The 22001-nt window shown below is 62.5% G+C and carries 25 protein-coding genes; 13 read left to right on the top strand and 12 right to left on the bottom strand.

Annotated features, from left to right (window positions below; all coding sequences use genetic code 11):
• The first annotated feature begins 91 nt into the window (after positions 1–91).
• Positions 92–1093, top strand: coding sequence for an NADP-dependent oxidoreductase (locus G8767_RS02340; protein ID WP_095968655.1), 1002 nt, complete (start codon positions 92–94; stop codon positions 1091–1093).
• A gap of 54 nt (positions 1094–1147) precedes the next feature.
• On the opposite strand, the gene G8767_RS02335 is transcribed toward G8767_RS02340, so the two are convergent.
• Together G8767_RS02335 and G8767_RS02330 are read right to left on the bottom strand one after the other, a co-directional pair.
• The gene (locus G8767_RS02335; RefSeq protein WP_166809226.1) at positions 1148–2296 is read right to left on the bottom strand and encodes a CoA transferase; all 1149 of its coding nucleotides are present in this window, start codon (positions 2294–2296) and stop codon (positions 1148–1150) included.
• Positions 2293–3465 (bottom strand): acyl-CoA dehydrogenase family protein, encoded by a 1173-nt coding sequence (locus tag G8767_RS02330; RefSeq protein ID WP_124567703.1) that lies wholly within the window; start codon positions 3463–3465, stop codon positions 2293–2295. Before G8767_RS02330 ends, G8767_RS02335 begins: the two co-directional genes overlap by 4 nt.
• Before the next feature lie 125 nt (positions 3466–3590).
• Between G8767_RS02330 and G8767_RS02325 the strand changes: the two genes are divergently transcribed.
• Positions 3591–4655, top strand: a complete 1065-nt coding sequence (locus tag G8767_RS02325; protein WP_166809225.1) for a LacI family DNA-binding transcriptional regulator — start codon at positions 3591–3593, stop codon at positions 4653–4655.
• Between the two features lie 39 nt (positions 4656–4694).
• Here G8767_RS02325 and G8767_RS02320 read toward each other — a convergent pair whose 3' ends face one another.
• From G8767_RS02320 to G8767_RS02310, 3 genes are read right to left on the bottom strand one after another with little or no spacing between them, the layout of a single operon-like run.
• Positions 4695–5246, bottom strand: coding sequence for an SRPBCC family protein (locus G8767_RS02320; protein WP_095968652.1), 552 nt, complete (start codon positions 5244–5246; stop codon positions 4695–4697).
• Positions 5247–5289: 43 nt separating this feature from the next.
• Positions 5290–5943 carry an alpha/beta fold hydrolase gene (locus G8767_RS02315; protein ID WP_166809224.1) on the bottom strand — a complete coding sequence of 218 codons (654 nt, stop codon included), beginning with the start codon at positions 5941–5943 and terminating at the stop codon, positions 5290–5292.
• Positions 5940–6704 carry an MBL fold metallo-hydrolase gene (locus tag G8767_RS02310; RefSeq protein WP_166809223.1) on the bottom strand — a complete coding sequence of 255 codons (765 nt, stop codon included), beginning with the start codon at positions 6702–6704 and terminating at the stop codon, positions 5940–5942. Before G8767_RS02310 ends, G8767_RS02315 begins: the two co-directional genes overlap by 4 nt.
• 19 nt (positions 6705–6723) lie before the next feature.
• On the opposite strand from G8767_RS02310, the gene G8767_RS02305 reads away from it, so the two are divergent.
• The gene (locus G8767_RS02305) at positions 6724–7848 is read left to right on the top strand and encodes an alpha/beta hydrolase (RefSeq protein ID WP_346842951.1); all 1125 of its coding nucleotides are present in this window, start codon (positions 6724–6726) and stop codon (positions 7846–7848) included.
• Here the strand turns inward: G8767_RS02305 and G8767_RS02300 are convergent.
• Positions 7784–8374: a TetR/AcrR family transcriptional regulator gene (locus G8767_RS02300; protein WP_095968649.1), complete on the bottom strand. Its 591-nt coding sequence runs from the start codon at positions 8372–8374 to the stop codon at positions 7784–7786. The genes G8767_RS02305 and G8767_RS02300 overlap by 65 nt on opposite strands.
• A gap of 130 nt (positions 8375–8504) precedes the next feature.
• On the opposite strand from G8767_RS02300, the gene G8767_RS02295 reads away from it, so the two are divergent.
• From G8767_RS02295 to G8767_RS02270, 6 genes are all read left to right on the top strand, one after another.
• Positions 8505–9509: a patatin-like phospholipase family protein gene (locus tag G8767_RS02295; protein ID WP_166809221.1), complete on the top strand. Its 1005-nt coding sequence runs from the start codon at positions 8505–8507 to the stop codon at positions 9507–9509.
• A 13-nt stretch (positions 9510–9522) separates the two neighbouring features.
• Positions 9523–11055, top strand: a complete 1533-nt coding sequence (locus G8767_RS02290; protein WP_166809220.1) for an NAD(P)/FAD-dependent oxidoreductase — start codon at positions 9523–9525, stop codon at positions 11053–11055.
• Positions 11052–11930 carry an SDR family oxidoreductase gene (locus G8767_RS02285; protein WP_166809219.1) on the top strand — a complete coding sequence of 293 codons (879 nt, stop codon included), beginning with the start codon at positions 11052–11054 and terminating at the stop codon, positions 11928–11930. Before G8767_RS02290 ends, G8767_RS02285 begins: the two co-directional genes overlap by 4 nt.
• 19 nt (positions 11931–11949) lie before the next feature.
• Positions 11950–12468: an N-acetyltransferase gene (locus G8767_RS02280; RefSeq protein ID WP_166809476.1), complete on the top strand. Its 519-nt coding sequence runs from the start codon at positions 11950–11952 to the stop codon at positions 12466–12468.
• Positions 12469–12558: 90 nt separating this feature from the next.
• Complete coding sequence (locus tag G8767_RS02275) at positions 12559–12969, top strand: hypothetical protein (RefSeq protein WP_166809218.1); 411 nt, start codon at positions 12559–12561, stop codon at positions 12967–12969.
• The gene (locus tag G8767_RS02270; RefSeq protein ID WP_166809217.1) at positions 12969–13157 is read left to right on the top strand and encodes a helix-turn-helix transcriptional regulator; all 189 of its coding nucleotides are present in this window, start codon (positions 12969–12971) and stop codon (positions 13155–13157) included. Before G8767_RS02275 ends, G8767_RS02270 begins: the two co-directional genes overlap by 1 nt.
• Positions 13158–13180: 23 nt before the next feature.
• On the opposite strand, the gene G8767_RS02265 is transcribed toward G8767_RS02270, so the two are convergent.
• From G8767_RS02265 to G8767_RS02245, 5 genes are all read right to left on the bottom strand, one after another.
• A complete protein-coding gene (locus G8767_RS02265; RefSeq protein WP_166809216.1) occupies positions 13181–13408 on the bottom strand; it encodes a hypothetical protein in 228 nt (75 codons plus the stop codon).
• Between the two features lie 81 nt (positions 13409–13489).
• Positions 13490–14317, bottom strand: a complete 828-nt coding sequence (locus G8767_RS02260; RefSeq protein ID WP_206028799.1) for an ABC transporter ATP-binding protein — start codon at positions 14315–14317, stop codon at positions 13490–13492.
• Positions 14301–15401: an aliphatic sulfonate ABC transporter substrate-binding protein gene (locus tag G8767_RS02255; protein ID WP_124567711.1), complete on the bottom strand. Its 1101-nt coding sequence runs from the start codon at positions 15399–15401 to the stop codon at positions 14301–14303. The genes G8767_RS02260 and G8767_RS02255 overlap by 17 nt, the downstream gene beginning before the upstream one ends.
• Positions 15398–16255: an ABC transporter permease gene (locus G8767_RS02250; RefSeq protein WP_124567712.1), complete on the bottom strand. Its 858-nt coding sequence runs from the start codon at positions 16253–16255 to the stop codon at positions 15398–15400. Before G8767_RS02250 ends, G8767_RS02255 begins: the two co-directional genes overlap by 4 nt.
• Before the next feature lie 91 nt (positions 16256–16346).
• Entirely contained in the window at positions 16347–16967 is a 621-nt protein-coding gene (locus tag G8767_RS02245) for a hypothetical protein (RefSeq protein ID WP_240951821.1), read from the bottom strand.
• 220 nt (positions 16968–17187) lie between these two features.
• Here G8767_RS02245 and G8767_RS02240 point away from each other — a divergent pair, with 220 nt between their 5' ends.
• The 4 genes from G8767_RS02240 (at position 17188) to G8767_RS02225 (ending at position 20636) form a co-directional block, all read left to right on the top strand.
• On the top strand, positions 17188–18033 hold the full coding sequence (locus tag G8767_RS02240) for an LLM class F420-dependent oxidoreductase (protein ID WP_124567713.1): 846 nt from the start codon (positions 17188–17190) through the stop codon (positions 18031–18033).
• A gap of 105 nt (positions 18034–18138) precedes the next feature.
• Positions 18139–18711 carry a flavin reductase family protein gene (locus tag G8767_RS02235; protein WP_095968639.1) on the top strand — a complete coding sequence of 191 codons (573 nt, stop codon included), beginning with the start codon at positions 18139–18141 and terminating at the stop codon, positions 18709–18711.
• Positions 18704–19330 carry a superoxide dismutase gene (locus tag G8767_RS02230; RefSeq protein ID WP_095968638.1) on the top strand — a complete coding sequence of 209 codons (627 nt, stop codon included), beginning with the start codon at positions 18704–18706 and terminating at the stop codon, positions 19328–19330. Before G8767_RS02235 ends, G8767_RS02230 begins: the two co-directional genes overlap by 8 nt.
• Positions 19331–19544: 214 nt before the next feature.
• Positions 19545–20636 (top strand): alpha/beta fold hydrolase, encoded by a 1092-nt coding sequence (locus G8767_RS02225; protein ID WP_166809215.1) that lies wholly within the window; start codon positions 19545–19547, stop codon positions 20634–20636.
• 1 nt (position 20637) lies between these two features.
• Here the strand turns inward: G8767_RS02225 and G8767_RS02220 are convergent, their stop codons facing one another.
• On the bottom strand, positions 20638–21906 hold the full coding sequence (locus tag G8767_RS02220; protein WP_166809214.1) for a VWA domain-containing protein: 1269 nt from the start codon (positions 21904–21906) through the stop codon (positions 20638–20640).
• Between the last annotated feature and the right edge of the window lie 95 nt (positions 21907–22001).

Genomic DNA, 22001 nt, shown 5'->3' with positions numbered 1-22001 from the left:
TCAATCGGTTCATCCAACTCTTCCCAGTTCGTGATCCATCACCTATATTGAATCCGGCCTCAAGTTCAATTCGTTTCGCCGAAGGGGAGAGATGACCAACCGCCAAGTACGCCTCGCCGCCCGCCCGACAGGACTTCCCGACGCTTCCACCTGGGAATACGTCGATGCCGAGATCCCGTCCGCCGGACCGGGCGAGTTTGTCGTCAAGGTCGAATATCTCTCCCTGGACCCCGCGATGCGCGGTTGGCTCAACGACGTCAAGTCGTACGTTCCGCCGGTCAAGCTCGGTTCCGTCATGCGCGCCCACGGCGTCGGACGCATCACCGAATCACAGCACCCCGATTACCAGGTCGGGGACATCGTGGCCGGATCGTTCGGCGCTTCCGAGTACGGAGTGTCCGACGGCACAGATGTCACTCGGGTCGACGAATCCATCGCTCCCCTGCCGACGTGGCTCGGAGCTCTCGGATTCCCCGGCGTCACTGCATATTTCGGATTGCTCGACGTCGGAAAGCTGAAAGACGGTGACACCGTAGTCGTGTCCGGCGCCGCGGGTGCGGTCGGCAGTCTCGTCGGCCAGATCGCAAAGATCCACGGGTGCAAGGTCATCGGTATCGCCGGCGGTCCGGAAAAGTGCGCGTGGCTCACCGAGGACCTCGGCTTCGACGTCGCCATCGACTACAAGAACGAATCCGTCTACAAGGCGCTCAAGTCCAATGCTCCTGACGGTATCGACGTGTACTTCGACAACGTCGGCGGAGAAATTCTCGACGCCGCTCTCTCCCGTCTGCGTCTCGGCGCTCGGGTGGTCATCTGCGGCGCCATCGCGGGCTACAACGCCACCGAACCTCAGCCAGGGCCCGCGCACTACCTGTCACTTCTCGTCAACCGCGCCACGATGGCCGGCTTCGTGGTCTTCGACTACCTCGATCGCTACGCAGAAGCACAAGAGCAGATCGGAAAGTGGATCAAGAGTGGCGAATTGACTGCTCGCGAGCACGTCGTCGACGGCGGTATCGACGCGTTCGGTGACAGCCTCAATCTTCTCTTCGCCGGCGCGAACACCGGAAAGCTGGTCCTGAAGGTCAGCTGAGTCAGCCACACACGCAGATCGGCCACCGGTATTCCGGTGGCCGATTCGCTTGGGTCAACTGACTCCGGACGGAGTGGGAACGCTGTCCTCACCCAACCGCGGCGGGGCGGACCGATAGGTTGCCGGCGTGCCGCTCATCCGAATCGGATTGGCTACCTGCCGAGTCGGTGCCTCTCGACGCGGATCGTCGATGGATACCACCGGATCGAGATTCAGCCGTTCTGCCAGCGCTATCGCGTCGGCGATGTCGTTGAGAGGCCCACACGGGACACCGCGCTCGGTCAGTGCCTCGAACCACGAGTCTGCAGTGCCCTTGGCCAACGCAGCAGTGACAGCGTCGAACAGTTCTTCTCGATGCGCAACCCGGTCGCTGTTGGACGCGAAACGCGCATCAGCGGCAAGTTCGGAAACTCCGAGAACCGCTGTCAACGAACCGAATTGCCGATCGTTACCGACAGCGAGGACCAGCGGACGGTCCGCGGTGTCGAACACCTCGTATGGTGCGATGCTCGGATGCCGGTTGCCCATTGCCTGGGGCACCACACCCGCGGCCACGTAGCCGGACGACTGGTTGGCAAGTGCGGACAGCAACGAGGACAACAGGTTGACCTCGACGTGCTGCCCTTCGCCCGTTCGATCGCGGTGGCGCAGCGCTGCAAGGATTCCCACGCTGGCATGCAAGCCGGTGATGACGTCGACCACTGCGACTCCGACCTTGGTCGGAGTCTTGGAATCGGGTCCGGTGATACTCATCAATCCGCCGACCGCCTGAATCAACAGGTCGTAACCCGGCAGAGAATTATTGCCACCGAAGCCGCTGATCGAGCAGTACACCGCACGCGGATTCATTTCTCGGACAGCGTCGTAGCCCAGACCCAGACGGTCCATCGTTCCCGGCAGGAAGTTCTGCACCACGACGTCCGCACTGCGAACCAGCTCGCGTGCACTCTCCAGATCCTCGCGCTCACGCAGGTCCAGAGTGACCGACTTCTTGTTGCGGTTCACCGACAGGAAGTAGCTCGACTCGTCCCCCACCCACGGCGGGCCCCAGCTGCGAGTGTCGTCGCCGACCCCCGGCCGCTCGATCTTGACGACCTCGGCACCGAGGTCGGCGAGAATCATCGTGGCGTACGGGCCGGCGAGGACGCGGCCGAAATCAGCGATCACCAGCCCGTCGAGCGCTCCGACAGCGTCTACCGTCACCGGAACGCTTCTTCACCGGTGAGAGCGCGACCGATCACGAGCTGGTGAACCTCGGAGGTGCCCTCGTAGGTGAGAACGGATTCGAGGTTGTTGGCGTGCCGAATCACGGGGTACTCGAGCGTGATGCCGTTGGCGCCCAGAATGGTTCGGCATTCACGGGCGATCTTGATGGCCTCGCGGACATTGTTGAGCTTGCCGGTGCTGACCTGCTCGGGGCGAACCGTCCCGGCGTCCTTGAGGCGTCCGAGGTGGATGGCGAGCAGCTGCCCCTTGCCCAATTCGACTGCCATGTCGGCGATCTTGGCCTGGGTGATCTGATACGCGGCGAGCGACTTGTCGAAGACCTTGCGATCACGTGCATACGAGATCGCGGTCTCGAGGCAGTCACGTGCTGCACCCATTGCCCCGAAAATGATGCCGAAGCGCGCCTCGTTGAGGCAGCCGAGCGGGCCGGACAGTCCGCGAGCCTTGGGCAGCATCGCCGAGGCAGGAAGACGCACGTCTTCGAGCACCAGCTCCGAGGTGACCGACGCCCGGAGCGACATCTTGTTCTTGATCTCGGGGGCGGAGAAGCCCGGAGTGTCGGTGGGAACGACAAATCCGCGTACGCCGTCGTCTGTTCGCGCCCAGACCACGGCGACGTCCGCGATGGACCCGTTGGTGATCCACATCTTGGTGCCGTTGAGGACCCAGTCGTCGCCGTCGCGCTTGGCGTTGGTTCGCATGCCGCCGGGGTTGGATCCGAAATCGGGTTCAGTGAGACCGAAGCAACCGATGGCTTCACCGGCCGCCATCCGCGGGAGCCATTCTTCCTTCTGCTCTTCACTTCCGTTGTGGTGGATCGCGAACATGGCGAGCGAACCCTGGACCGAGACGAGGCTGCGAATGCCCGAATCGACAGCTTCCAGTTCCTGGCAGGCCAACCCGTACGCCGTGGCGCTCATCCCGGCACAGCCGTAGCCCTCGAGGTGCATGCCCAGTACGCCGAGCGCGCCCAGTTCCTTGGCCAGCTCACGAGCCGGCAGTGCTGCCGCTTCGAACCATTCGCCTACGTGCGGGCGAATGCGATCGTCGACCATCTTGCGGACCGTGTCGCGGATCGCGATCTCTTCGGCGTCCAGCAGGGTGTCGATGGCAAAAAGCTCGGACAGGGACTGCGGCGTGGTCACGGGGCCTCCAGTGTTCTCGGGCGCAATCCTTTGCGAGAACGATTGCGCAATCGTTTGCATCGCCTAGACTAGAGCCCGGTTGCACACCCGTCAATCCCCGACGCACACCAGGAGCCCCGACGCAGATGACGCCCGATCCGTCGAACCGCAGCAACGGCCGTCCGCCGACGCTGCGCGAAATCGCCGACCAGGCCGGGGTCCACATCTCGACGGCGTCGCGGGTACTCCGTCAGCCTGAGCCCGCCGACGGTTGGTCCGACTCCGCACTCCGAGTTCGTCAGGTCGCCGAGGAGCTCGGTTACCAACCGAACCTGTGGGCGGCCAGCCTGCGTACCCGCAAGACCACCACCATCGGCGTCGTGATGCCGAGGCTGACGGACGTCGTTGTGGCCACCATGTTCCAAGGCATCGAGGAAGCCGCCACCGCAGCCGGGTACTCCGTCCTGCTTTCCAGCCCACCCGACGATCTGAACGCGCAGCGCAAAGCGGTCGAGTTCCTCGTCAGCCGCCAGGTCGACGGTCTCATGCTGAGCAGCATCCACCTTCCGGGTACAGATTTCGTCGACTCGCTCCCCCTGCGCTCACTGCCGATCCTGCTGCTGAACCGGCACATCGACCCGGCGACGTCGTCGCCGAACAGCAGCCTTCCCTTTGTCAGCGGCGACGACCGCCTCGGCGGCTACCTCGCGGGGAAGCATCTGCTGGACTGCGGCTATCGCGACCTCGGAGTGATCGCGGGGCCGGATCACGCCAGCACGTCGCGGGAACGCGTCGCGGGTTTCCGCGACGCCCTGACCGAAGCCGGTCTGGAACTGCCACCGAACCGAATAGTGGCGTCCGAGTTCGAAGTTCAAGGGGGTGTCGATGCGGCGGCCACACTGCTCAGCGGGAACACGCGCCCTGACGCCGTCTTCACGGTGAGCGACACCATCGCGATCGGCGTACTCGGTGTTGCCCGTGATCTCGGGTTGAGCATTCCCGACGATCTTGCGCTGGTCGGCTACAACGACATTCCCGTTGTCTCCCAACTCCCGGTGCCACTGACGACGGTGAGGTCCCCCGCCCACAAGATCGGCGCGACCGGGCTCGAACACCTGCTCGCACTGATCGCCGGCAGGAACGTCGAATCCGTCAAACTGCCCGTCGAACTGATCGTGCGAGCTTCCACCAGAAAGCTCTCCGCTCGGTAGCCTGCCGTTGAGAGGCCGCCGCTCGAGAACTCTGAGCAGCTACCAGACCTGAGATTCGTCGATACCCAAGCGTCGCGCATAGCCCGAGTTGAGCGCGTCCCAACCGTACTCGCGCGCCCGTTCACCCACGACCGGACCGAAGGGCTCGCCTGCCAGAAGGGCATCGAGTACGTCGAAGCACAAATGCCACCCCGCCGCGAGCGCCGATGCCATCCCTTCAGCCCGCGACCTCTGCGTCAGTACGACGCGGGTACCGCCCTCGACCGAGGTCAGGTCCCACACCAATTCGTCCGGGCCCCACTCGTGTTCGAGCCGCCGGGCGGTCTCCACGACGTGAACGGTGACGGGCAGCGACATCTCGGGAGCCCCGTCCTCGGTGAGCATGGTGATCACGGCGTCGCCCGTACGGCTCAGATTCCGATCGGCGGTGTACGGCGTCCACTGCGCCAACATCTCCGGATCGGTGATCGCCTCCCACACCTTCTCGACGGGATACGGCAGCACCCGAGGAAAGCTGACGACTGTGTCGTCGCCGTCGATGCTCACCGTGACGTCGGACAGGGCACTTGGCTGATACTGCTGGGCACTCATGGTTCGATCTCACCAGGAACCACCGACACGGGCAACCGGCGAGTCAACGTCCGAGCGTGAACAGTTCTGTTGCTGCGGCGACTGTCTGTTCAACCACCGGAAACTTCACCACGGACAGGTCGTGCCGAGCTCCCTCGAACTCCACCAGAGCCGTCACTGCGGGAATCAGGTCGAGCGCTGCCCGCATCTCCTCAGTCGTCGCGAACTCGTCCTTCGATCCGTGGACGACAACGGTCGGCGTGTTCAGGTCGGGCAGGTGTTCGGTTCTGAGCTTCTCGGGCTTCTTCGGAGGATGCAGCGGATAGGACAACAGCACCAGGCCGTCGACAAGTCCTGGATTCTCCGACGCCAGCATCGACGCCTGCCGCCCACCGTACGAATGTCCGCCGAGCAGAACGGGTCCAGGCACCGAGTCGTCCTTGCGAACAGCGGCAATCACCTCGGCAATGCCCGCGCGATCCTCCGCAGCACGCGACGGGTGTGGCGGCCCCGAAGCTCGACGCACCCGAAACGCGAGTTCGAATCGCAGGACTTGCACTCCCGCCTCCGCAAAGCCGTCGGCAACAGCGCGCAACAGCACAGTGTCGCAGTTACTTCCCGCGCCGTGAGTCAGTGCAAGCGTGGCGATCGGCGCAGAAGCAGGCCGATGCAGGAAACCGTGCACCGCACCTTCGTCGACCGTTTCGACGGTACTCATGGACGCATCCTTGTCCGGCCCGCTCGGGCCTGTTCGACTGCGGCAGCCATGCTGCCCTCGTAGACCGGCCCGTGTCCGGGAAACAGCGCACCGGCAGGTGCCGCGGCGATGTTGTCCAACGCCTCGTCGGTCGCTTCACGGTCATGATTGAAGGGGCACACAAGAAATTGTGGTCCGGCGACGCTCGACGTCGCGTGTCCGGTCACCAGAGCGTCACCCGACGCGATGACGCCTGCGTCAGGAACAAGGTAAGCGCTGTGGCCGTCGGTATGCCCGTGGGCGGGAATCGGCACGATCCGTCCGGGAACATCCAGAGCACCACCGGACGCAAAGGCCTGTGCCTGAGGCAGTTCCGCACCTTTCAACGCGCCGACTCCGATCACGTCGCGAAGCCACCTCGGAGCACCTCGCCGCCACAACAGCAACGGAACTCCGGCCGGCGACAACTGTTGCAGATACTCCCGCTTCGCATGAGGCACTTCCAACGGATCCATCAGAACCGGAACCTCGAGCCTGGTCACGATGTCCGCGATTCCGCCGATGTGATCGACATGCGCGTGAGTGACCAGGATTGCCCGCACATCCCCGAGCTGGTGACCGATCTGCTCGATCGAGCGTTCGACGTCGGCACCGTTGGCCGGGTATCCGCCGTCGATCAACGTCAGATCGGCCCCCTCTTCGACCAGTACCCAATTGGCGTGACCGCACCGAACCAGATGTGTGTTCTCGATCTGCGTGATCGACAGTGCCGCAGTAGTCATGCTTGGTAGTCTGCGCCACGTGTCGGAATCCGTGAAGCAGGCCAGCAGCCGCAGCATTCGAGATCGCGCCGAAGCATCCTTGGTGACAGCCGCATTCGCGCTGCCCAGCGCGGTGAAACGTCGAATCACCGGACCACCCGTCATCATCGAGGGCAACACGCTCGACGCCGACGCACACCTGCTGCTCACGCTCGCGAAGACGCGGCCGCTGCCCTCGCATTCAACCGATCCCCGGTCACTCGCCGCGGCTCGCACCAATCTCACCCGAACGGCGATCATGATGGGTGGCCGACCCGCTCCGGTCCACACCGAAGAGATTTCCGTTTCGGGCGCCGACGGCCCGCTTCGCGCCCGGCTCTACGTTCCGACCGCCGACACCGGCGCTCTGCTCGTCTACTTCCACGGCGGCGGCTGGGTACAGGGCAGCATCGAATCCCACGATGCTCCGTGCCGCCTGTTGGCCGAAACCTCCGGCGCACGGGTCATCTCGGTCGACTACCGGCTCTCACCCGAATTCGCTTTCCCCACACCAGTACACGACGCCTATGCCGCATACCTCGACATCGTCGAACGCGCCGACGAGTTCGGCGCAGACCCCAGTCGCATCGCTGTCGGCGGCGACAGCGCGGGTGGGCACCTGTCGGCAACGGTGGCGCTGCGTGCCCGCGACGACGGCAAGACCTCACCGGCAGCGCAGCTGTTGATCTACCCCGCTACCGACTTTCACGAGAAGGCGCCGTCGAGAACGACGTTCGGCGAAGGCTTCTTCCTGACCGAGGCCAACATGAACTTCTACGAGTCCAGTTTCCTCGGCACCGATGCCGATCGACTCGATCCGATGGTGTCGCCGCTACGCGCCCCCGACGTGGCCGGACTGCCGCCGGCCATCGTGATCACGGCGGGATTCGATCCACTCCGAGACGAAGGCGAAGCCTACGCAGCTCGATTGCGCGACAACGGTGTTCACGTGACGGATCGACGCTATCCCGGATTCATCCACGGCTTCGTCAACGTTCTGGGACCGAGCGCCGGTTCGCGCGCCGCCGTCGCCGAGATCGGCGGGATGCTGCGCGTTCTACTCACCCACCCAGCAAAATCTCCCGCAACGTATCCACCAGTGGGTCAACAGGAAGCTCGGGACTGATCGCACGCTGTAGCCCCAAACCGATTCCGACGCTGAGTATGCGCAGTGCCGCCGCGTTCGGGTCCAGTGTCGGCGTCACACCGTTGGACTCGGCAAGATGTTGCACCACTCCGGCGATCAATCCGCGCACCTGATCGGCGCCTGTCGCGATCTTCTCGCGGATCTCTTCGCTGTGCCGCGACCGCACCGAGAATTCGACTTCGAGCAACGTCCATCTCTTGTCCCCGATGGTCCGCTCGGCCCACCTCGCGAACTCTGCCACCGCGTCGTCGAGCGTCGAGTCCGCTCCGAGTTGTGAGGTGATCTCACCGACCTTGGTCAACCGGATTCGGCCGAGCACTTCGGCGCACAACTCGTCTTTGTTCTTGAAGTTCGAGTACACCGCACCCTTGGAATAGCCGGCATCCTCGGCGATCTGATCCAGCGATGCGGCGGCGTACCCGCGATCGAGAAAATGTTCGACGGCCGTAGCCAACAAGGTCTCGCGGGTCAACGCCTGCGCTTCCTGCCTGGTCAATCGCGCCATCGGAACCTCCTCATGGTTCTGAGCATCGAGATTCCAACGGTAGCCGAATACCGAAGTTTCGCCGCACGCGCACTTCGGATAGGCAAATTTGGGGTACCCACGTTATTCAGATACTGATAGTCTCCGAAATATGACTTCAGAAGTGACCGGCACCACCGCACCCGGGTCCGGACGAAACAGCGCGCCGAAACGCGGCTTGGCAATCGGATGCGGCGGCACTCTCGGCTTCGCCTGGACCGTTGCTGCCCTCGCCTCGGTTCGGGATGCACTCGACTGGGATCCCAGGGAAGCCACAGCCATCATCGGAACGTCGGCCGGAGCCGAGTTCGTGACGATGCTCGGCAGCGGAGTCGGCGTCGACGAGCTGGTAGCCATGCAACTCGGAGACCCCTCCGCCCGTCCCGAACTCCTCGCCCACATAGCGTCGGCACCCGGGAAAGTCCCACCGCTACCGCGCTTGGGGATCGGAAATCCGCGACTGGTGGCGCGTCGAGATCTTCCCTTTCTGAGCCGGATGAGCGGCATTGCACCGGTGGGTGGCGGTGACCCGTCCTGGCTCACCACGCTCGCCGAATCTCTTGCCCCTGGCGATGCGTGGCTCCCACATCCGTGTGCGCACATGGTATCCATGGACTACAAAACGGGGCGAAGAGTCGCATTCGGAGCGCAGGGGGCCCCGAAAGCGACCGTCGGTGAAGCGCTTCGAGCGTCGTGGGCGATTCCCGGCTGGTTCCCACCCGTCACCATCGGCGGCGTCAGGTACATCGACGGCGGCGCCGCATCCACCGCTTCGGTTGACCTCCTGCTCCCTCTCGCGCTGGACGAGCTGGTTGTACTGGCGCCCATGGCATCTCGAACCCTGAAGCCCGCACGGGGTGCCGCCCGCATCGAACGCGGCGCCCTGCGCCACTCCATGTCCGAAGGCCTCGATCGTGAGATCGATCTGGTGCGCGCTGCGGGCACCAGGGTCTTGCGAATCGATGCCACCGACGACGATCTTGCCGTCATGGGCGCCAACTTCATGGACAGTCGACGGCGGCTCGCCACCTTCGAATCATCGCTGCGTACGACACGTGCGAGCGTGAAGCGCGAACTCGATATGCACCCGTTCCACGCCACCCGCTCCCACCAGTGAAAGCGCAGTCTCAGTGAACAACGAATCTGACCACTTCGAGGTCGTGATCATCGGCGGCGGAATTTCCGGAATCGGCGCAGCCATCCATCTTCAGCGTCTCGGGATCGACAATTTCGTCCTGCTCGAAAAGGCCGAGTCCCTCGGCGGCACCTGGCGCGCCAATACGTATCCCGGTTGCGCGTGCGATGTTCCGTCCGGGCTGTACTCGTACTCCTTTGCCGCCAATCCGGATTGGACGCGATTGTTCGCGGAGCAGCCGGAGATCCGCGAATACATCGAGGACACGGCCGTCCGCCACGGCGTCGACAAACACGTTCGCTTCGGGGTCGAAATGCTCTCCGCACAGTGGGATGCGCCGCAATCACTGTGGAAAATAACAACTTCCAGCGGTGAACTCACTGCTCGCTTCGTGATAGCCGCTGCTGGTCCGTGGAACGAACCCTTGACGCCGGCGATTCCCGGACTGGAAACGTTCGAGGGCGAAGTTTTTCATTCCTCGCAGTGGAATCACGACTACGACTTGAGCGGAAAACGCGTCGCTGTCGTGGGTACCGGCGCTTCCGCCGTCCAATTCGTTCCGCGAATCGTCTCAGAGGTCTCCACACTTCACCTCTACCAGCGAACCGCTCAATGGGTTCTTCCCAAACCCGATCACTACGTACCGCGCATCGAAAGGTCCGTCATGCGGTTCGTACCGGGAGCGCACAAGGCCCTGCGCAGCATCGAATACGGAATCATGGAGACGCTGGGATTGGGGTTCCGCAATCCGTGGATCCTGCGTATCGTGCAGAAACTCGGGTCGGCCCAATTGCGCCTGCAGGTGCGCGATCCGAAGCTGCGCAAGGCGCTGACTCCCGACTACACCCTCGGTTGCAAGCGACTGCTCATGTCGAACTCGTACTACCCGGCCCTCGGCAGACCCAACGTCACCGTCCATGCCAACGCGGTCGAAGAGATCCACGGCAACACCGTGATCGGCGCCGACGGAGCGGAATCGGAAGTGGACGCCATCATCTTCGGCACGGGATTCCACATCCTCGACATGCCCATCGCATCCAAGGTATTCGACGGAGAAGGTCGATCCCTCGACGATCATTGGCACGGAAGCCCGCAGGCGTACTTCGGTTCCGCCGTCAGCGGATTCCCCAACGCGTTCATTCTGCTGGGCCCGAGCCTCGGCACCGGACACACGTCGGCCTTCATGATCTTGGAAGCCCAACTGAATTATGTGGCGCAGGCGATCGGCCACGCTCGTCGGCACGGCTGGAAAAATATGGACGTGCGCCCGGAAGTGCAGGCAGCCTTCAACTCTCAAGTTCAGGAGGCATTGGGAACCACGGTCTACAACGCCGGTGGTTGCGAAAGCTATTTCTTCGACGTCAACGGCCGCAACAGCTTCAACTGGCCGTGGTCGTCAGGGGCCATGCGTCGGCGGCTACGGGCCTTCGATCCATATGCCTACAACCACACGTTGTCCGACAACCCTGCGTCCGACGACTCGGCCACTGAGCCCACCACCACCCTCGAACCGGAGTACACGACATGAGTCTTTTCGGCACCACCTACCCGCCGATCGATCTCGACGGAGCAGTCGTCGTCATCTCCGGCGGTGGCCGCGGAATCGGCCGGGCCACAGCCGAGTTGTTCGCAACTCGCGGCGCACTCGTATGCGTCGGCGACCTCGACGAGGAGACAGCCGTGGACACCGCCGCATCCATCGGCGCACGGGCCCGCGGCTACGCTCTGGACGTCACCTCACGCGAATCCTGGGATGTGTTCGTCTCCACAGTGATCGGCGAATTCGGTCACATCGACATTCTGGTCAACAATGCGGGCGTGATGCCGCTCGGCGGCTTCCTCGACGAGTCCGACGCCACCAGTCGAGTCACCCTCGACGTCAATGTCTGGGGCCCGATTCACGGGATGCGCGCTGTGCTGCCCGGCATGGTGGACCGACGACGAGGCCACGTCGTCAACATCGCATCCATGGCAGGCAAGCTACCGGTACCGGGAATGGCGGTGTACAACGCAAGCAAGTTCGGCGCGGTGGGCCTTTCTGCCTCTGCCCGTGTCGAATTCGCAGATATCGGAGTCAGCGTCAGCGCTGTCCTGCCCAGCGCGGTGCGCACCGGACTCTCCTCCGGTGTGCCTCTCGGAAAGGGCATGCCGACAGTTGAACCCGAAGTCGTGGCCAGAGCCGTCGTCGACACGGTCGCTCATCGACGAGCCGAAACTACTGTGCCGCGTTACCTTGCCGGCTGGGACCTCGTCGATGCTGTTGTACCCGAATGGATGATCAACATCGGACGCCGGGTCGTCGACGATCGTCGCGCACTGACGTCGGTAGATCCCAACGGGCGTGCGGATTACGAAAAGCGCGTGGCCAGGCAGGCCGAAAACGGGGTGCGCAATCCGAAGTGAACCGGGTAGTTTCGTGGCCATGTACATCCGCCGCGAAACTTCTTCCGACCGTGACGCCGTCTATTCACTACTCGGAGCAGCATTTGCCGACCAGGCGGCGCCCGGCGAGCCTGCCTACGAGATCGAACTGACACGTCAACTCTTCACCTCGGACGACTACCTGCCGACACTGTCACTGGTCGCCGTAGCCGGCGAAGAGATCGTCGGTTTCGTGATCGGAACTCGTGGATGGGTCGGCCCCGTGCAAGCGGTGGGTCTCGGCCCGTTGGCGGTCACACCGGGCAACCAGCGCAGTGGCGTCGGTTCGGCACTGATGCACGCGGTGATCGGTGCGTGCGACGCTCTGGACGTGCCACTGATCGCACTTCTGGGCAGCACCGAGTACTACCCGCGGTTCGGATTCGTCACCAGCACGGACGCCGGAATCGAGTCTCCGGAAGCCGAGTGGGGCGCTCACTTTCAGGTCAGGACACTCACCGCGCACCGCGCCGATCAGACGGGGAAGTTTTCATACGCGGCGCCTTTCGGAATCGCTTGACCCGCAGCGTGGTGTACGAGTTCTTTGACATGCGGCGTACGCGGATCTACGCTCATCCATGTCAAAGAACTCTTACATCCGGGAGGCTTCATGAGCACCACGGCACGGTGGAGCCTGATCATCGGTATCGGCGTCACAGTAACGCTGTCCTTCAGTCTTCTCGCAGCCTTGACCGCCGATGACCGGAAGACGTTGACCTTCATCGTCTTCGCACTAGTCATGGCACCGGCTTGCATCGGATCGGTGTGGGCTCTCTTCCCCTCGGAGAACAACAAGGCCCCCGCCTACCCCGAGGACGCCGTCGAAACAGAATGGAGTCGCAAGGCCGGATTCGGCGCGTTCACCGACTTGATCACTGCCATGGGAATCGCACTGATCGCGCACAACGTCTTCGGAGCACCCGAACTACCGCTCCTGATATTCACCGCTCTCGGTCTGGCAGACTTCGGAATCCGGTACTGGGCAGTGTCGAGGGACCGCACCCCCACAATCGAGATCTGATGCGCAACAATCTCCATGAACTTCGGACGGCAGCCGGATTGTCACAGCAAGCATGCGCCGACGCGCTCGGCATCACCCGCCAGACCGTCATCTCGATCGAGAAGGGCCACTTCGACCCCCGTCTGTCACTGGCATTCCGAATCGCCGAGTATTTCGACAAACGCGTCGACGACATTTTCTCCAGCTGACGCCGTCTCAGGCTGACAGAAGGTCAGTCGAACAGGGTAGGCGATCCGTTTTCGTCGTTCCCGTCCTCGACGGCCGTCGTCTTCTTGCCCGAGCCCTTGCGGACAACGGTCAGCGTCGTCGTTCGACGCGACAACCTGTGCCCGTCACTGTGTTCGAGCAGCGCCATTCCCTGGCGAACTTCGACTACCGTCCACGGACCCGCATGGCCGGCTGCCTGCACGAGGTCACCGGACTCCACCTCAGTTGCCATGACCACTCCTTGTTCGTCGTGTCCTGCACGTTCTCCTTCCTATTATCGACGCGGCCACCTGGAAGTCGACGCGCAGGGTACCTACGCTGCAGCGGCGACCTTGACCGCGTGGCCGACTTCGGCTCGGAATGCCGCATACTCGGGTGAGCCGCGCAGGTCGTCGGGATCGACACCTGTTCGTGGCAGATCGATTTTCAGATCGAGCGCAACCTTGCCCGGCCTACTTGTCAGGACCACGACCCGGGAGCCGAGAAAGGCTGCCTCGTCGGCACTGTGAGTGACGAAGACACTCGTTCGGCCCGATTCGGCGCTGACGTTGCGGAGGTCCTCCTGCAGGCGCTCGCGAGTGAGGGCGTCCAGCGCGGCAAATGGCTCGTCCAACAGGAGCAACGAGGTTTCGGCCGCCAATGCCCGGGCAATGGCCACCCGCTGCTGCTGGCCGCCGGAGATCTCCCAGATTCGCCGGTCCGCTGTGCCGCCCAGACCGACGCGGTCGAGAAGCTCGTCGCACCTTCGCCCGCGTTCGCTCTTCGTCACCCCGGCATATTTGAGTGCCAGATCGATGTTGCCGCCCACCGATTTCCACGGAAACAGTCGTGGTTGCTGAAACACCACGCCGGCACTCGACCCTGGAATCGGGTCGGATCCTGATACCTGAACTGTTCCACTGGAAGGATTTTCGAAACCCGCAATCAGCCGCAGCAATGTGCTCTTGCCGCAACCAGACGCCCCGACGAGGACCAGGAACTCACCGGGTGCGACGTCGATCGATACCGGCCCCAGTGCCGTCACGGACTCTCGGCCGTGGCCGTATCGGTGTGAGACAGTGTCGATTCGGATCGCACCCGGGCGGTCGGCAGCGAATTCTCCCGCGGCCTGCTGCGCGGTCACGCTACTGGTCAAGGACATCGGGAAGCCCCTTCACATAGAGAGCATTCTGAAAGACCGTCAGATCAGGCACACTGTCGATCTGCTTCTGCTCGGCGAGGAATTGCGCTGCGCTCTGCAGGTTCACCGCCAGATTCCCGGGAGAGCCTTCGGTACCCAGCCACTCCGGCGACGAGATCTGTTCAGGAGTGAGGAACACACCCTGCTTCAGCTGCGCTGCCGCGTCTTCCTTGGATGCGCCCAATTGCGCGGCAACAGCTTCCGCTGCCGCGTTCGGATCAGTGGCGATCGTCGTGAGCGCACGGGCCTGAACCTGGCGCCAGGTGTCGACGATCTCGGGGTGATCCTTCGCAAACGACGTCGACACCACACCCAGATCCAGTGTCGGTTTTCCTGCCGTCGCCAGCTCGCGGCTGGCGATCAACTGTGTTCCGTCCTTGCGAAGTTCGTCGAGCGTGGGCAACCAGGTGTAGACGGCATCGATGTCACCGCGCTGCCAAGCGGCCAGTGACGCTTGCGGCTGGAGATCCACCAACTGAACGTCATCGGCACTGAGTCCGGCCTGGTTCAGAGCTGCCAGCAGACTGTAGTGAGCGGTCGACGCGAAGGCCGTTGCCACCTTCTTGCCACGCAGATCGGCCACGGTCTTGATTCCGGTTGCGTTGCGCGCCACCAAGGCTTCGTTGTCACCGGCCACGTCGAGAACAAACGCGACCTGGTACGGGATGTTCAGCGGCGCCGAGAGTCCACGAGCGACCGGACTCGAACCGATTGCACCGAAGTCGATTTCACCGGCTATGAAGGCGGTGTTGATGTCGGCTCCCGAATCGAACTTCGTCCACTTCACGTTGTACTCGGGCAGAGCGTCTTCGAGCCAGCGATTGTTCTTGACGATCAAGTCGCCGCTCGGGAAGGACTGGTAGGCAATGCGTATCGTCTCCTTGGACGAATCCTGGCCGGAATGATCCACCGAGCACGCGCCGAGGACGAGAGCGAGGACACCGATCAGTACGGTGAACGCCGTCCGGGAAGCTCTTCCCTCATTACGCGTCAAGTCACTGCTGCGCTTCGGATTGCTGCTGGCGTGTTTCTGATTGTCAGTCATACTTTTCCCCTCCAGGGAACGGCGCGGCGCTCAGCAGCCCGCAACAGTCCGTCGATGATCAAACCGGAGAATCCGATGGCGAAGATCCCCACCAGCACTACCGGAGTGTTGTTGTAATTGCTTGCATCCTTGACCATTCCGCCGATTCCGGGAATGCCGTTGAACAGTTCGGCCGCGACCACCGACGAGTACGCCATACCCACCGACAACCGAATGCCCGTGAAAGTTTCCGGCAACGCCGACGGCACGACTACGTCTCGAATCACTTGCGTTCGTGAGGCTCCCAACGCCCTGGCCGCTTCGACCAGTCCGACAGGCGCCGCGACAACAGCAGCTGTGGTGGCCACTGCTGCCGGCGGGAGCGCAGCGAGCGCCAGAAGGGTGATCTTCGGTGCCTCGTCGATTCCCAGCCAGATCACCAGCAGGAAGAAGTACGCCAAGGGAGGCAATGCGCGCAGGAACGTCAACCATGGTTCGAGCAGGCTCCGCAACCATGTCACCGATCCCATGGCCAAGCCGAGGATCACACCCAAGCCGACGCCGATGACGACGCCGACCAACACCCGTCGCAGCGTCATGTACAGGTGCTCCCAGAGCAAATACCCCTGGTAGCCACGCACTCCGTCGTGCGTGGTCATCGTGTTGACGAAGGCATGCCAGACCGTGCTCGGGTACGGAACGAAGGTCTCGCTCCAGGTCCCGCTGGCAGCGGCGACCTGCCACAAAGCCAGGAATGCGATCACCGAGAGCACCGGCAGTCCGACGGTGGTCACACTCGAAGTCCACGGCCGGCGCGGCTCACGACCCGGTTCCTGGACCGGTGTTGGTTCTATTGCTTCGACAGAAGTCGACATCGCTGTTTCTTCCTCGACGTACGGAAATTCCGGCACATATACAGCTACGAGCGCATATGCAAGGACGAAGGCGCGCAGAGAGGCGCCATTCTCACTCAGGAGAGTCGGCAGGAATCAACAGCAACAGCAGTTGGCACCAAGACGGCACAGGTCGACGGCAATGCGTCGTGTCAGTGGCGTCGTGGGCATGGGGGTAATTAGTACCTGTGTCGGCAATTACCCGCAAATGCGGGGGAAATAGGCCCCAGTCGGCCAAGCGAACAGACAGCGAATACATCAGCGGGATCTCGGGACGTCCGGCCGGGACTCCCCAACGCTTGTCGCCGAGTTGGGTCATCTCTTCGAATCCTTGCCGACCGCTGGCGTACGGATACTCGTCGAATGACTCGATCGTCAATCCGGCACGCCGCGCAGCGCCGAACACCTCGGCAATAGACCAGTTGAATTCACATGAGGGGAAGGGATTTTCGGCGTTCTCGACTCCGCCTCCCGGAGCGCCCGGCAAGACGAGGTCGGCTGAATCTGCGACGTAGTCGCCAACGCCACCGGCTTCGGTCATGGGAGCCCCGCCTCCGTACGGGTATGCCAGGAACCACTTCTCGTCGAAACGCATGGCAAACGGATGGAACTCCACCAGAACGAATCGACCGTTCGGCGCCAGAACAGCGGCAATCCCCTCGGCCCACTCGTCGAGATCAGGTAGCCAGATCACCGTTCCGTACGAAGAAAGACTCGGTCGAACTTTCTCCGGCCGGCGGCAGCATCACGGAGCCACAACGAATACTGACCGGAATTGCACTGCAGATGCAGAATCGAGGAGCCGCCGATCTCTCCCGTGAGCGACGGTCGCAGCGATTTTCTGGGCGAGAAACGTATCCGAACGCAGATGCAACAGGTTACAGTTTTTCGAACGGACCATCGAAGGAGAACCAGTGCGCTACGGACTCAGCCTGTTCACCAGTGATCGCGGCATCCGCCCTGCCGATGCCGCGAAGGCTGCGGAGGCGAACGGGTTCGACGCCTTCTACGTCCCGGAGCACACGCACATCCCGGTTTCGAGGGACTCCGATCACCCCGGAACCCAGTCGGCAGAATTACCCGACGACCGCTATATGCGCACACTCGACCCCTGGGTCGCCCTGGGTACCGCGGCTTCGGTCACGAGCACCATCCGACTGGGCACCTCGGTGGCCCTGCCCCTCGAACACGATCCGATCACTCTCGCGAAAACCATCGCATCGCTGGATCACCTTTCCGACGGTCGCGTGGTTTTCGGTGTCGGATTCGGCTGGAATGCAGAGGAACTCGCAGACCACGGCGTACCGCCCAACAAACGCCGGACCGCACTCCGCGAATACCTCGAAGCCATGGGCGAACTGTGGTCGAAGGAAGAAGCGTCGTACGACGGCCAGTTCGTGAAGTACGGCCCGAGTTGGGCCTGGCCCAAGCCAGTTCAGAAGCCCCGCCCGCCGATCCTCCTGGGCGGTGGCGGCAACGAGAAGACGTTCAAGTGGATCGCCAAGTCTGCCGACGGCTGGATCACTACACCCATCGAGCAGGAGATCGACGGAAACGTAGAACTGCTTCGAAAGATCTGGGCCGAAGCAGGTAGGGTCGGCGAGCCTGAAATAACGGTCTTGGCAGGCAAACCCGATCCGGAGAAGCTTGCCCACTGGGCAGACATCGGTGTCACCGAGGCAATGTTCGGCACTCCGGACAAGAGCCCCGAAGAGGTTGTCGGATACATGGAACGTCTGGCAACCAAGCTCGGACGGTGAGGTCCGCCACAGCGCCTTGACCTCAACTGCACTCGAGGTTTTAACGTCGGTGTTGCACAAGACAGTGCAACGACAGTAAAACCCGATGCAAAAGAGGTGCGAGGAGTGACCACAAAACTGGTTGGCACTCAATCTGTTTCGGATCGCCCTGTCGATTTGGAGCCGTCCATACGGAGCTCCTTCGTAGAAGCGTTCCGAAACCATCCCGCCGGAGTCTCGATCATCACGGCAACCGGCGATGACGGTCCGGCCGGCATCACGTCGTCGTCGGTGATCTCGATCAGCGCCGATCCGGCAGTTCTGGCATTCTCACTGCAGTCGTTGCGAGGTTCTGCCAGCGTCATTGCTTCCGCCCGCAGTTTTGTTGTTCACCTGGCGAATTCGACGAACGAGCGACTGGCTTCCACGTTTGCCACGCGCGGCGCGGTGCGCTTCGGGGACGACATGCCCTGGTCGTTTCTGCCGACCGGTGAACCATTTCTGCACGGCACGGGCCACGCTCTACGCGCGGTTCCTCTGACTGCCAACAAGTGTGACTCCGCAGTGATCGTCACCGCCCGCGTAGTCGACGTGATCGATCCTCAGCAGGTCTTGGAGCCGCTGGTCTATCACGATCGAACGTACCGAAACCTGTCCCCGCACAATATCTCCTCAAAGGAAGGCATGTCACATGACTGAATACGTTCTCCCCGAGCTGGATTACGATTACGCCGCGCTCGAGCCCCACATCTCCGGCGAGATCATGGAACTGCACCACAGCAAGCACCACGCCACGTACGTGGCGGGCGCCAACAGCGCAATCGAGCAGTTGGCTGCTGCGCGTGAGGACGGCACGATCTCCACGAAGGCGCCGCTGCTCAGTAAGAACCTCGCCTTCCATCTCGGCGGCCACACGAATCACTCGATCTTCTGGAAGAACCTCTCCCCCAACGGCGGTGAGCGACCAGAGGGCGAGTTGGCAGCCGCGATCGACGAGCACTTCGGTTCCTTCGACGCATTCGTCAACCACTTCTCCGCTGTAGCAACCACTTTGCAGGGATCCGGCTGGGCCGTACTGGCCTACGACACGATCGGGCAGCGATTGGTCATCGAGCAGCTCACCGATCAGCAAGGCAACATCAGCATCGGGATCGTCCCTCTGCTCATGCTCGACATGTGGGAGCACGCTTTCTACCTGCAGTACAAGAACGTCAAGGCCGACTACGTGAAGGCTTACTGGAACGTCATCAACTGGGAAGACGTTGCACAGCGTTACGCAACGGCCACGACGGCATCGGGCTTGATCGTCCCGGCCTGATGGTCGCCGCTTGGTGATCGCTGCTTGGTGATCGCTGCTTGGTGATCGCTGCTTGTTGATTGCTGCGTAGCCCCCGATCAACCCAGCTCGGCACGGTGGCTCCGTTGCCGAGCTGGGTTTCTACACCCCCAGGGTCGATGTATGTGAAGGCAGGTAACATACACCGGGCGCGGCTGACTCAGCCGTCCACCGATCCGACTCCGAGGGGCAACCAGTGCTGGATATCAGTGGTTTGATCGCGACATGGCGTCCGACGCTGGACACCGCGGCGCGCAACGCGTGGGGGCTCTCGTTCGGCGACGGTGTCGAGAAGGCCGAACGCACCCCGTCTGTCCTGATCAGCGAAGGTCCACACCGCGATCTGTATCGCTTCGGCGCCTTGTGGACGCCCAAAGGCACCCCCATTCTCCTCGTACCGCCGCTCGCAGTTTCAGCTGACTGCTACGACCTTCGTGCAGGCCAGAGCCTCGCCGCACACCTACTGGACGGCGGTAACACTCCTTATCTTCTCGACTACGGAACAATGCGGTACTCCGACCGCGGAATGGGCTTCGAGGCCTGGGTCGACGACATCATCCCCGAAGCGATCCGCACCATCTCGGACCTACATGACGGGGCACCTGTTTCGCTGATCGGATGGAGCCTCGGCGGGACCATGTCTCTGCTCACGGGCTCCGCCCACTCCGACCTTCCGATCGCATCGATCACGGCAATCGGAACGCCCATCGACTACACGAAGATTCCCGCTATCAGCCCGTTGCGGCTGATCGGCAAATACACCGGCGACACCCCGCTCACCTCCGCAACCAATCTCGTCGGCGGACTACCCGCCCCACTCGTTCAGGCGAGTTACAAGGTGACGGCGCTACAACGCGAAGTGCTCAAGCCATGGTTCATCGTGCGCAACCTCCACAACACCGAGACTCTGGCTCGCATGGAATCAATCGACAAGTTCATGGCGGCCATGCCTGGATACCCGGGCAAGGCGTTTCAGCAGATCTGCGAACAACTCATGCTCGGCAACAACCTCTTCCACGACGCCGTCACGCTCGCCGGACGCGAGATCAAACTGTCAGCTCTGAGCGTTCCTGTTCTCGCGGTCGGCGGCACGACTGACGTGATTGCACCCATCGCTTCGGTGGAAGCAATCACGTCGGTCCTCATCGGAGCGCAGTCGGTCCGGTTCGAGAAGGCACCGGGCAGTCACCTCGGACTCGTTGCCGGCCCCACCGCGAGAGACTCCACCTGGGCGTTCATCGACGAGTTCTTGAAAGAGAATGCACCGCAGCTGGTTTCGACCAACTGAATCACGGCGTCGTGATGCCCGCGGCAACCGCCGCCTTGTGCCAATCCGGGAATTCACTCAGCAATCGGGTGTACAACTGGGCGTCGTCGACGGTGTCTATGTCGTCCAGCGCGAAGAATCCGGCATTGTCGACCACCCGGCCGTCGAGGTCGTCGAGCTTCTCGAGCACTCCGTAGTTGGCCTTGCCGATTCCGACGAACTGCCAAAAGGCGGGAAGCCCAGACGCTTCGCGCATCAACTTCGTGATTTCCTTGCGCTCGCTGAAACCGCCGTCGGTGAAGAACAGGACAAGCGTGGGCGCCGAACCACGTGTCAGGCCGGAGACTATCTCCGTCATGATCGGCACTTCACGATTGACCGCGCCGATCTTGTCGTAGTTGACACCGCCGTGTGATCCTCGCAAGTGCAGGTAGGTGTCCGACCACGCTTCCGCGTCATGCACGGAGATCTCAGGAAGCTTGACGAAGCTGACCGCGTACAAGTACGGCTCGAGTTTGCCGTCGTCGTCGAGTTGGATCGCAACAGGAACCATCCGTTCCACAACGCGGTGGACCACCCTGGTGCGGTACTGCTTGGCCATACTCCCAGTTTTGTCGATCACCAGGATTACTCGCGCGCGAATTCCGTTGCCGCCCTTGGTCAACAGGACCTTGGCCACCTCACGCTTTCGCAGATCCAGCTTCTCTCGCTTCACCATCGAGAGTTTTGCCTCGTCAGGCACGCTCCGAATTCCGTCCGGCGATTCATCGGAGCCTGCCGGTCGGGCCTGCGGTTCCTCGTCGACAGAAACGCCGAAGGCACTGACCAAATCTGCCAATCCACTGTCCCAACCCGCCGACACGTTCCGCAGTTTCCAGCTCGCACCGCGGCGATAGATCTCGACGAGGACCGCCGCCCTCTCCGTCGTCAACCCCAAAGCGGGAGCCACAATGGCTGTGGAACCTGCCTGCTCCACCACGACGCCCATGTCACGGACTGCAGAAAGTGTTCCGCTTGCCCCCGAATCCAACGCCACGGCCACACTCAGCTGGTGGATGTCAGCGGGCAACCTCGTCGTGTCGATTTCGATGACGCCGCCCGCCTCCAGCCGCACCGCACCTTCTGGCGAGACCGGCTGATTGAAGAAGATGAAATCGGCGTCACCGCGCACTTTGCTGCGATCATCGAGTTGGAACACCATCAGATCCACCGTGCCCGGGGCGCTACCGCTCACCGCCACTTTCAACGACGTTCCGTCAATGATCGTGTTCGCTCCCCGCGCCAGCTCCATACCGGAAGATTAGCTGGCTGCTTTCGATTGCCGTCCTCGCGGCCTGAAGAATCACAGCACACTTTCAGCAATCGCAGGATTCTCGAGGCAGACTG

This window comes from Rhodococcus sp. IC4_135 (assembly GCF_011602025.1).
GTDB classification, from domain to species: Bacteria; Actinomycetota; Actinomycetes; order Mycobacteriales; family Mycobacteriaceae; genus Rhodococcus_F; species Rhodococcus_F baikonurensis.
Note: the sequence above shows the minus strand (reverse complement) of the source record. Positions and strands in the feature narration are given on the sequence as shown.

Bases quoted from the DNA above. Each gene is read 5' to 3' on its own strand.
- G8767_RS02255 (WP_124567711.1), bottom strand. From the start codon at position 15,401: ATGACTGACAATCAGAAACACGCCAGCAGCAATCCGAAGCGCAGCAGT.
- G8767_RS02300 (WP_095968649.1), bottom strand. From the start codon at position 8,374: ATGGCGCGATTGACCAGGCAGGAAGCGCAGGCGTTGACCCGCGAGACC.
- G8767_RS02320 (WP_095968652.1), bottom strand. From the start codon at position 5,246: ATGAGTGCCCAGCAGTATCAGCCAAGTGCCCTGTCCGACGTCACGGTG.
- G8767_RS02260 (WP_206028799.1), bottom strand. From the start codon at position 14,317: ATGTCCTTGACCAGTAGCGTGACCGCGCAGCAGGCCGCGGGAGAATTC.
- G8767_RS02285 (WP_166809219.1), top strand. From the start codon at position 11,052: ATGAGTCTTTTCGGCACCACCTACCCGCCGATCGATCTCGACGGAGCA.
- G8767_RS02270 (WP_166809217.1), top strand. From the start codon at position 12,969: ATGCGCAACAATCTCCATGAACTTCGGACGGCAGCCGGATTGTCACAG.
- G8767_RS02325 (WP_166809225.1), top strand. From the start codon at position 3,591: ATGACGCCCGATCCGTCGAACCGCAGCAACGGCCGTCCGCCGACGCTG.
- G8767_RS02230 (WP_095968638.1), top strand. From the start codon at position 18,704: ATGACTGAATACGTTCTCCCCGAGCTGGATTACGATTACGCCGCGCTC.
- G8767_RS02280 (WP_166809476.1), top strand. From the start codon at position 11,950: ATGTACATCCGCCGCGAAACTTCTTCCGACCGTGACGCCGTCTATTCA.
- G8767_RS02265 (WP_166809216.1), bottom strand. From the start codon at position 13,408: ATGGCAACTGAGGTGGAGTCCGGTGACCTCGTGCAGGCAGCCGGCCAT.
- G8767_RS02220 (WP_166809214.1), bottom strand. From the start codon at position 21,906: ATGGAGCTGGCGCGGGGAGCGAACACGATCATTGACGGAACGTCGTTG.
- G8767_RS02315 (WP_166809224.1), bottom strand. From the start codon at position 5,943: ATGAGTACCGTCGAAACGGTCGACGAAGGTGCGGTGCACGGTTTCCTG.
- G8767_RS02295 (WP_166809221.1), top strand. From the start codon at position 8,505: ATGACTTCAGAAGTGACCGGCACCACCGCACCCGGGTCCGGACGAAAC.
- G8767_RS02340 (WP_095968655.1), top strand. From the start codon at position 92: ATGACCAACCGCCAAGTACGCCTCGCCGCCCGCCCGACAGGACTTCCC.
- G8767_RS02250 (WP_124567712.1), bottom strand. From the start codon at position 16,255: ATGTCGACTTCTGTCGAAGCAATAGAACCAACACCGGTCCAGGAACCG.
- G8767_RS02275 (WP_166809218.1), top strand. From the start codon at position 12,559: ATGAGCACCACGGCACGGTGGAGCCTGATCATCGGTATCGGCGTCACA.
- G8767_RS02310 (WP_166809223.1), bottom strand. From the start codon at position 6,704: ATGACTACTGCGGCACTGTCGATCACGCAGATCGAGAACACACATCTG.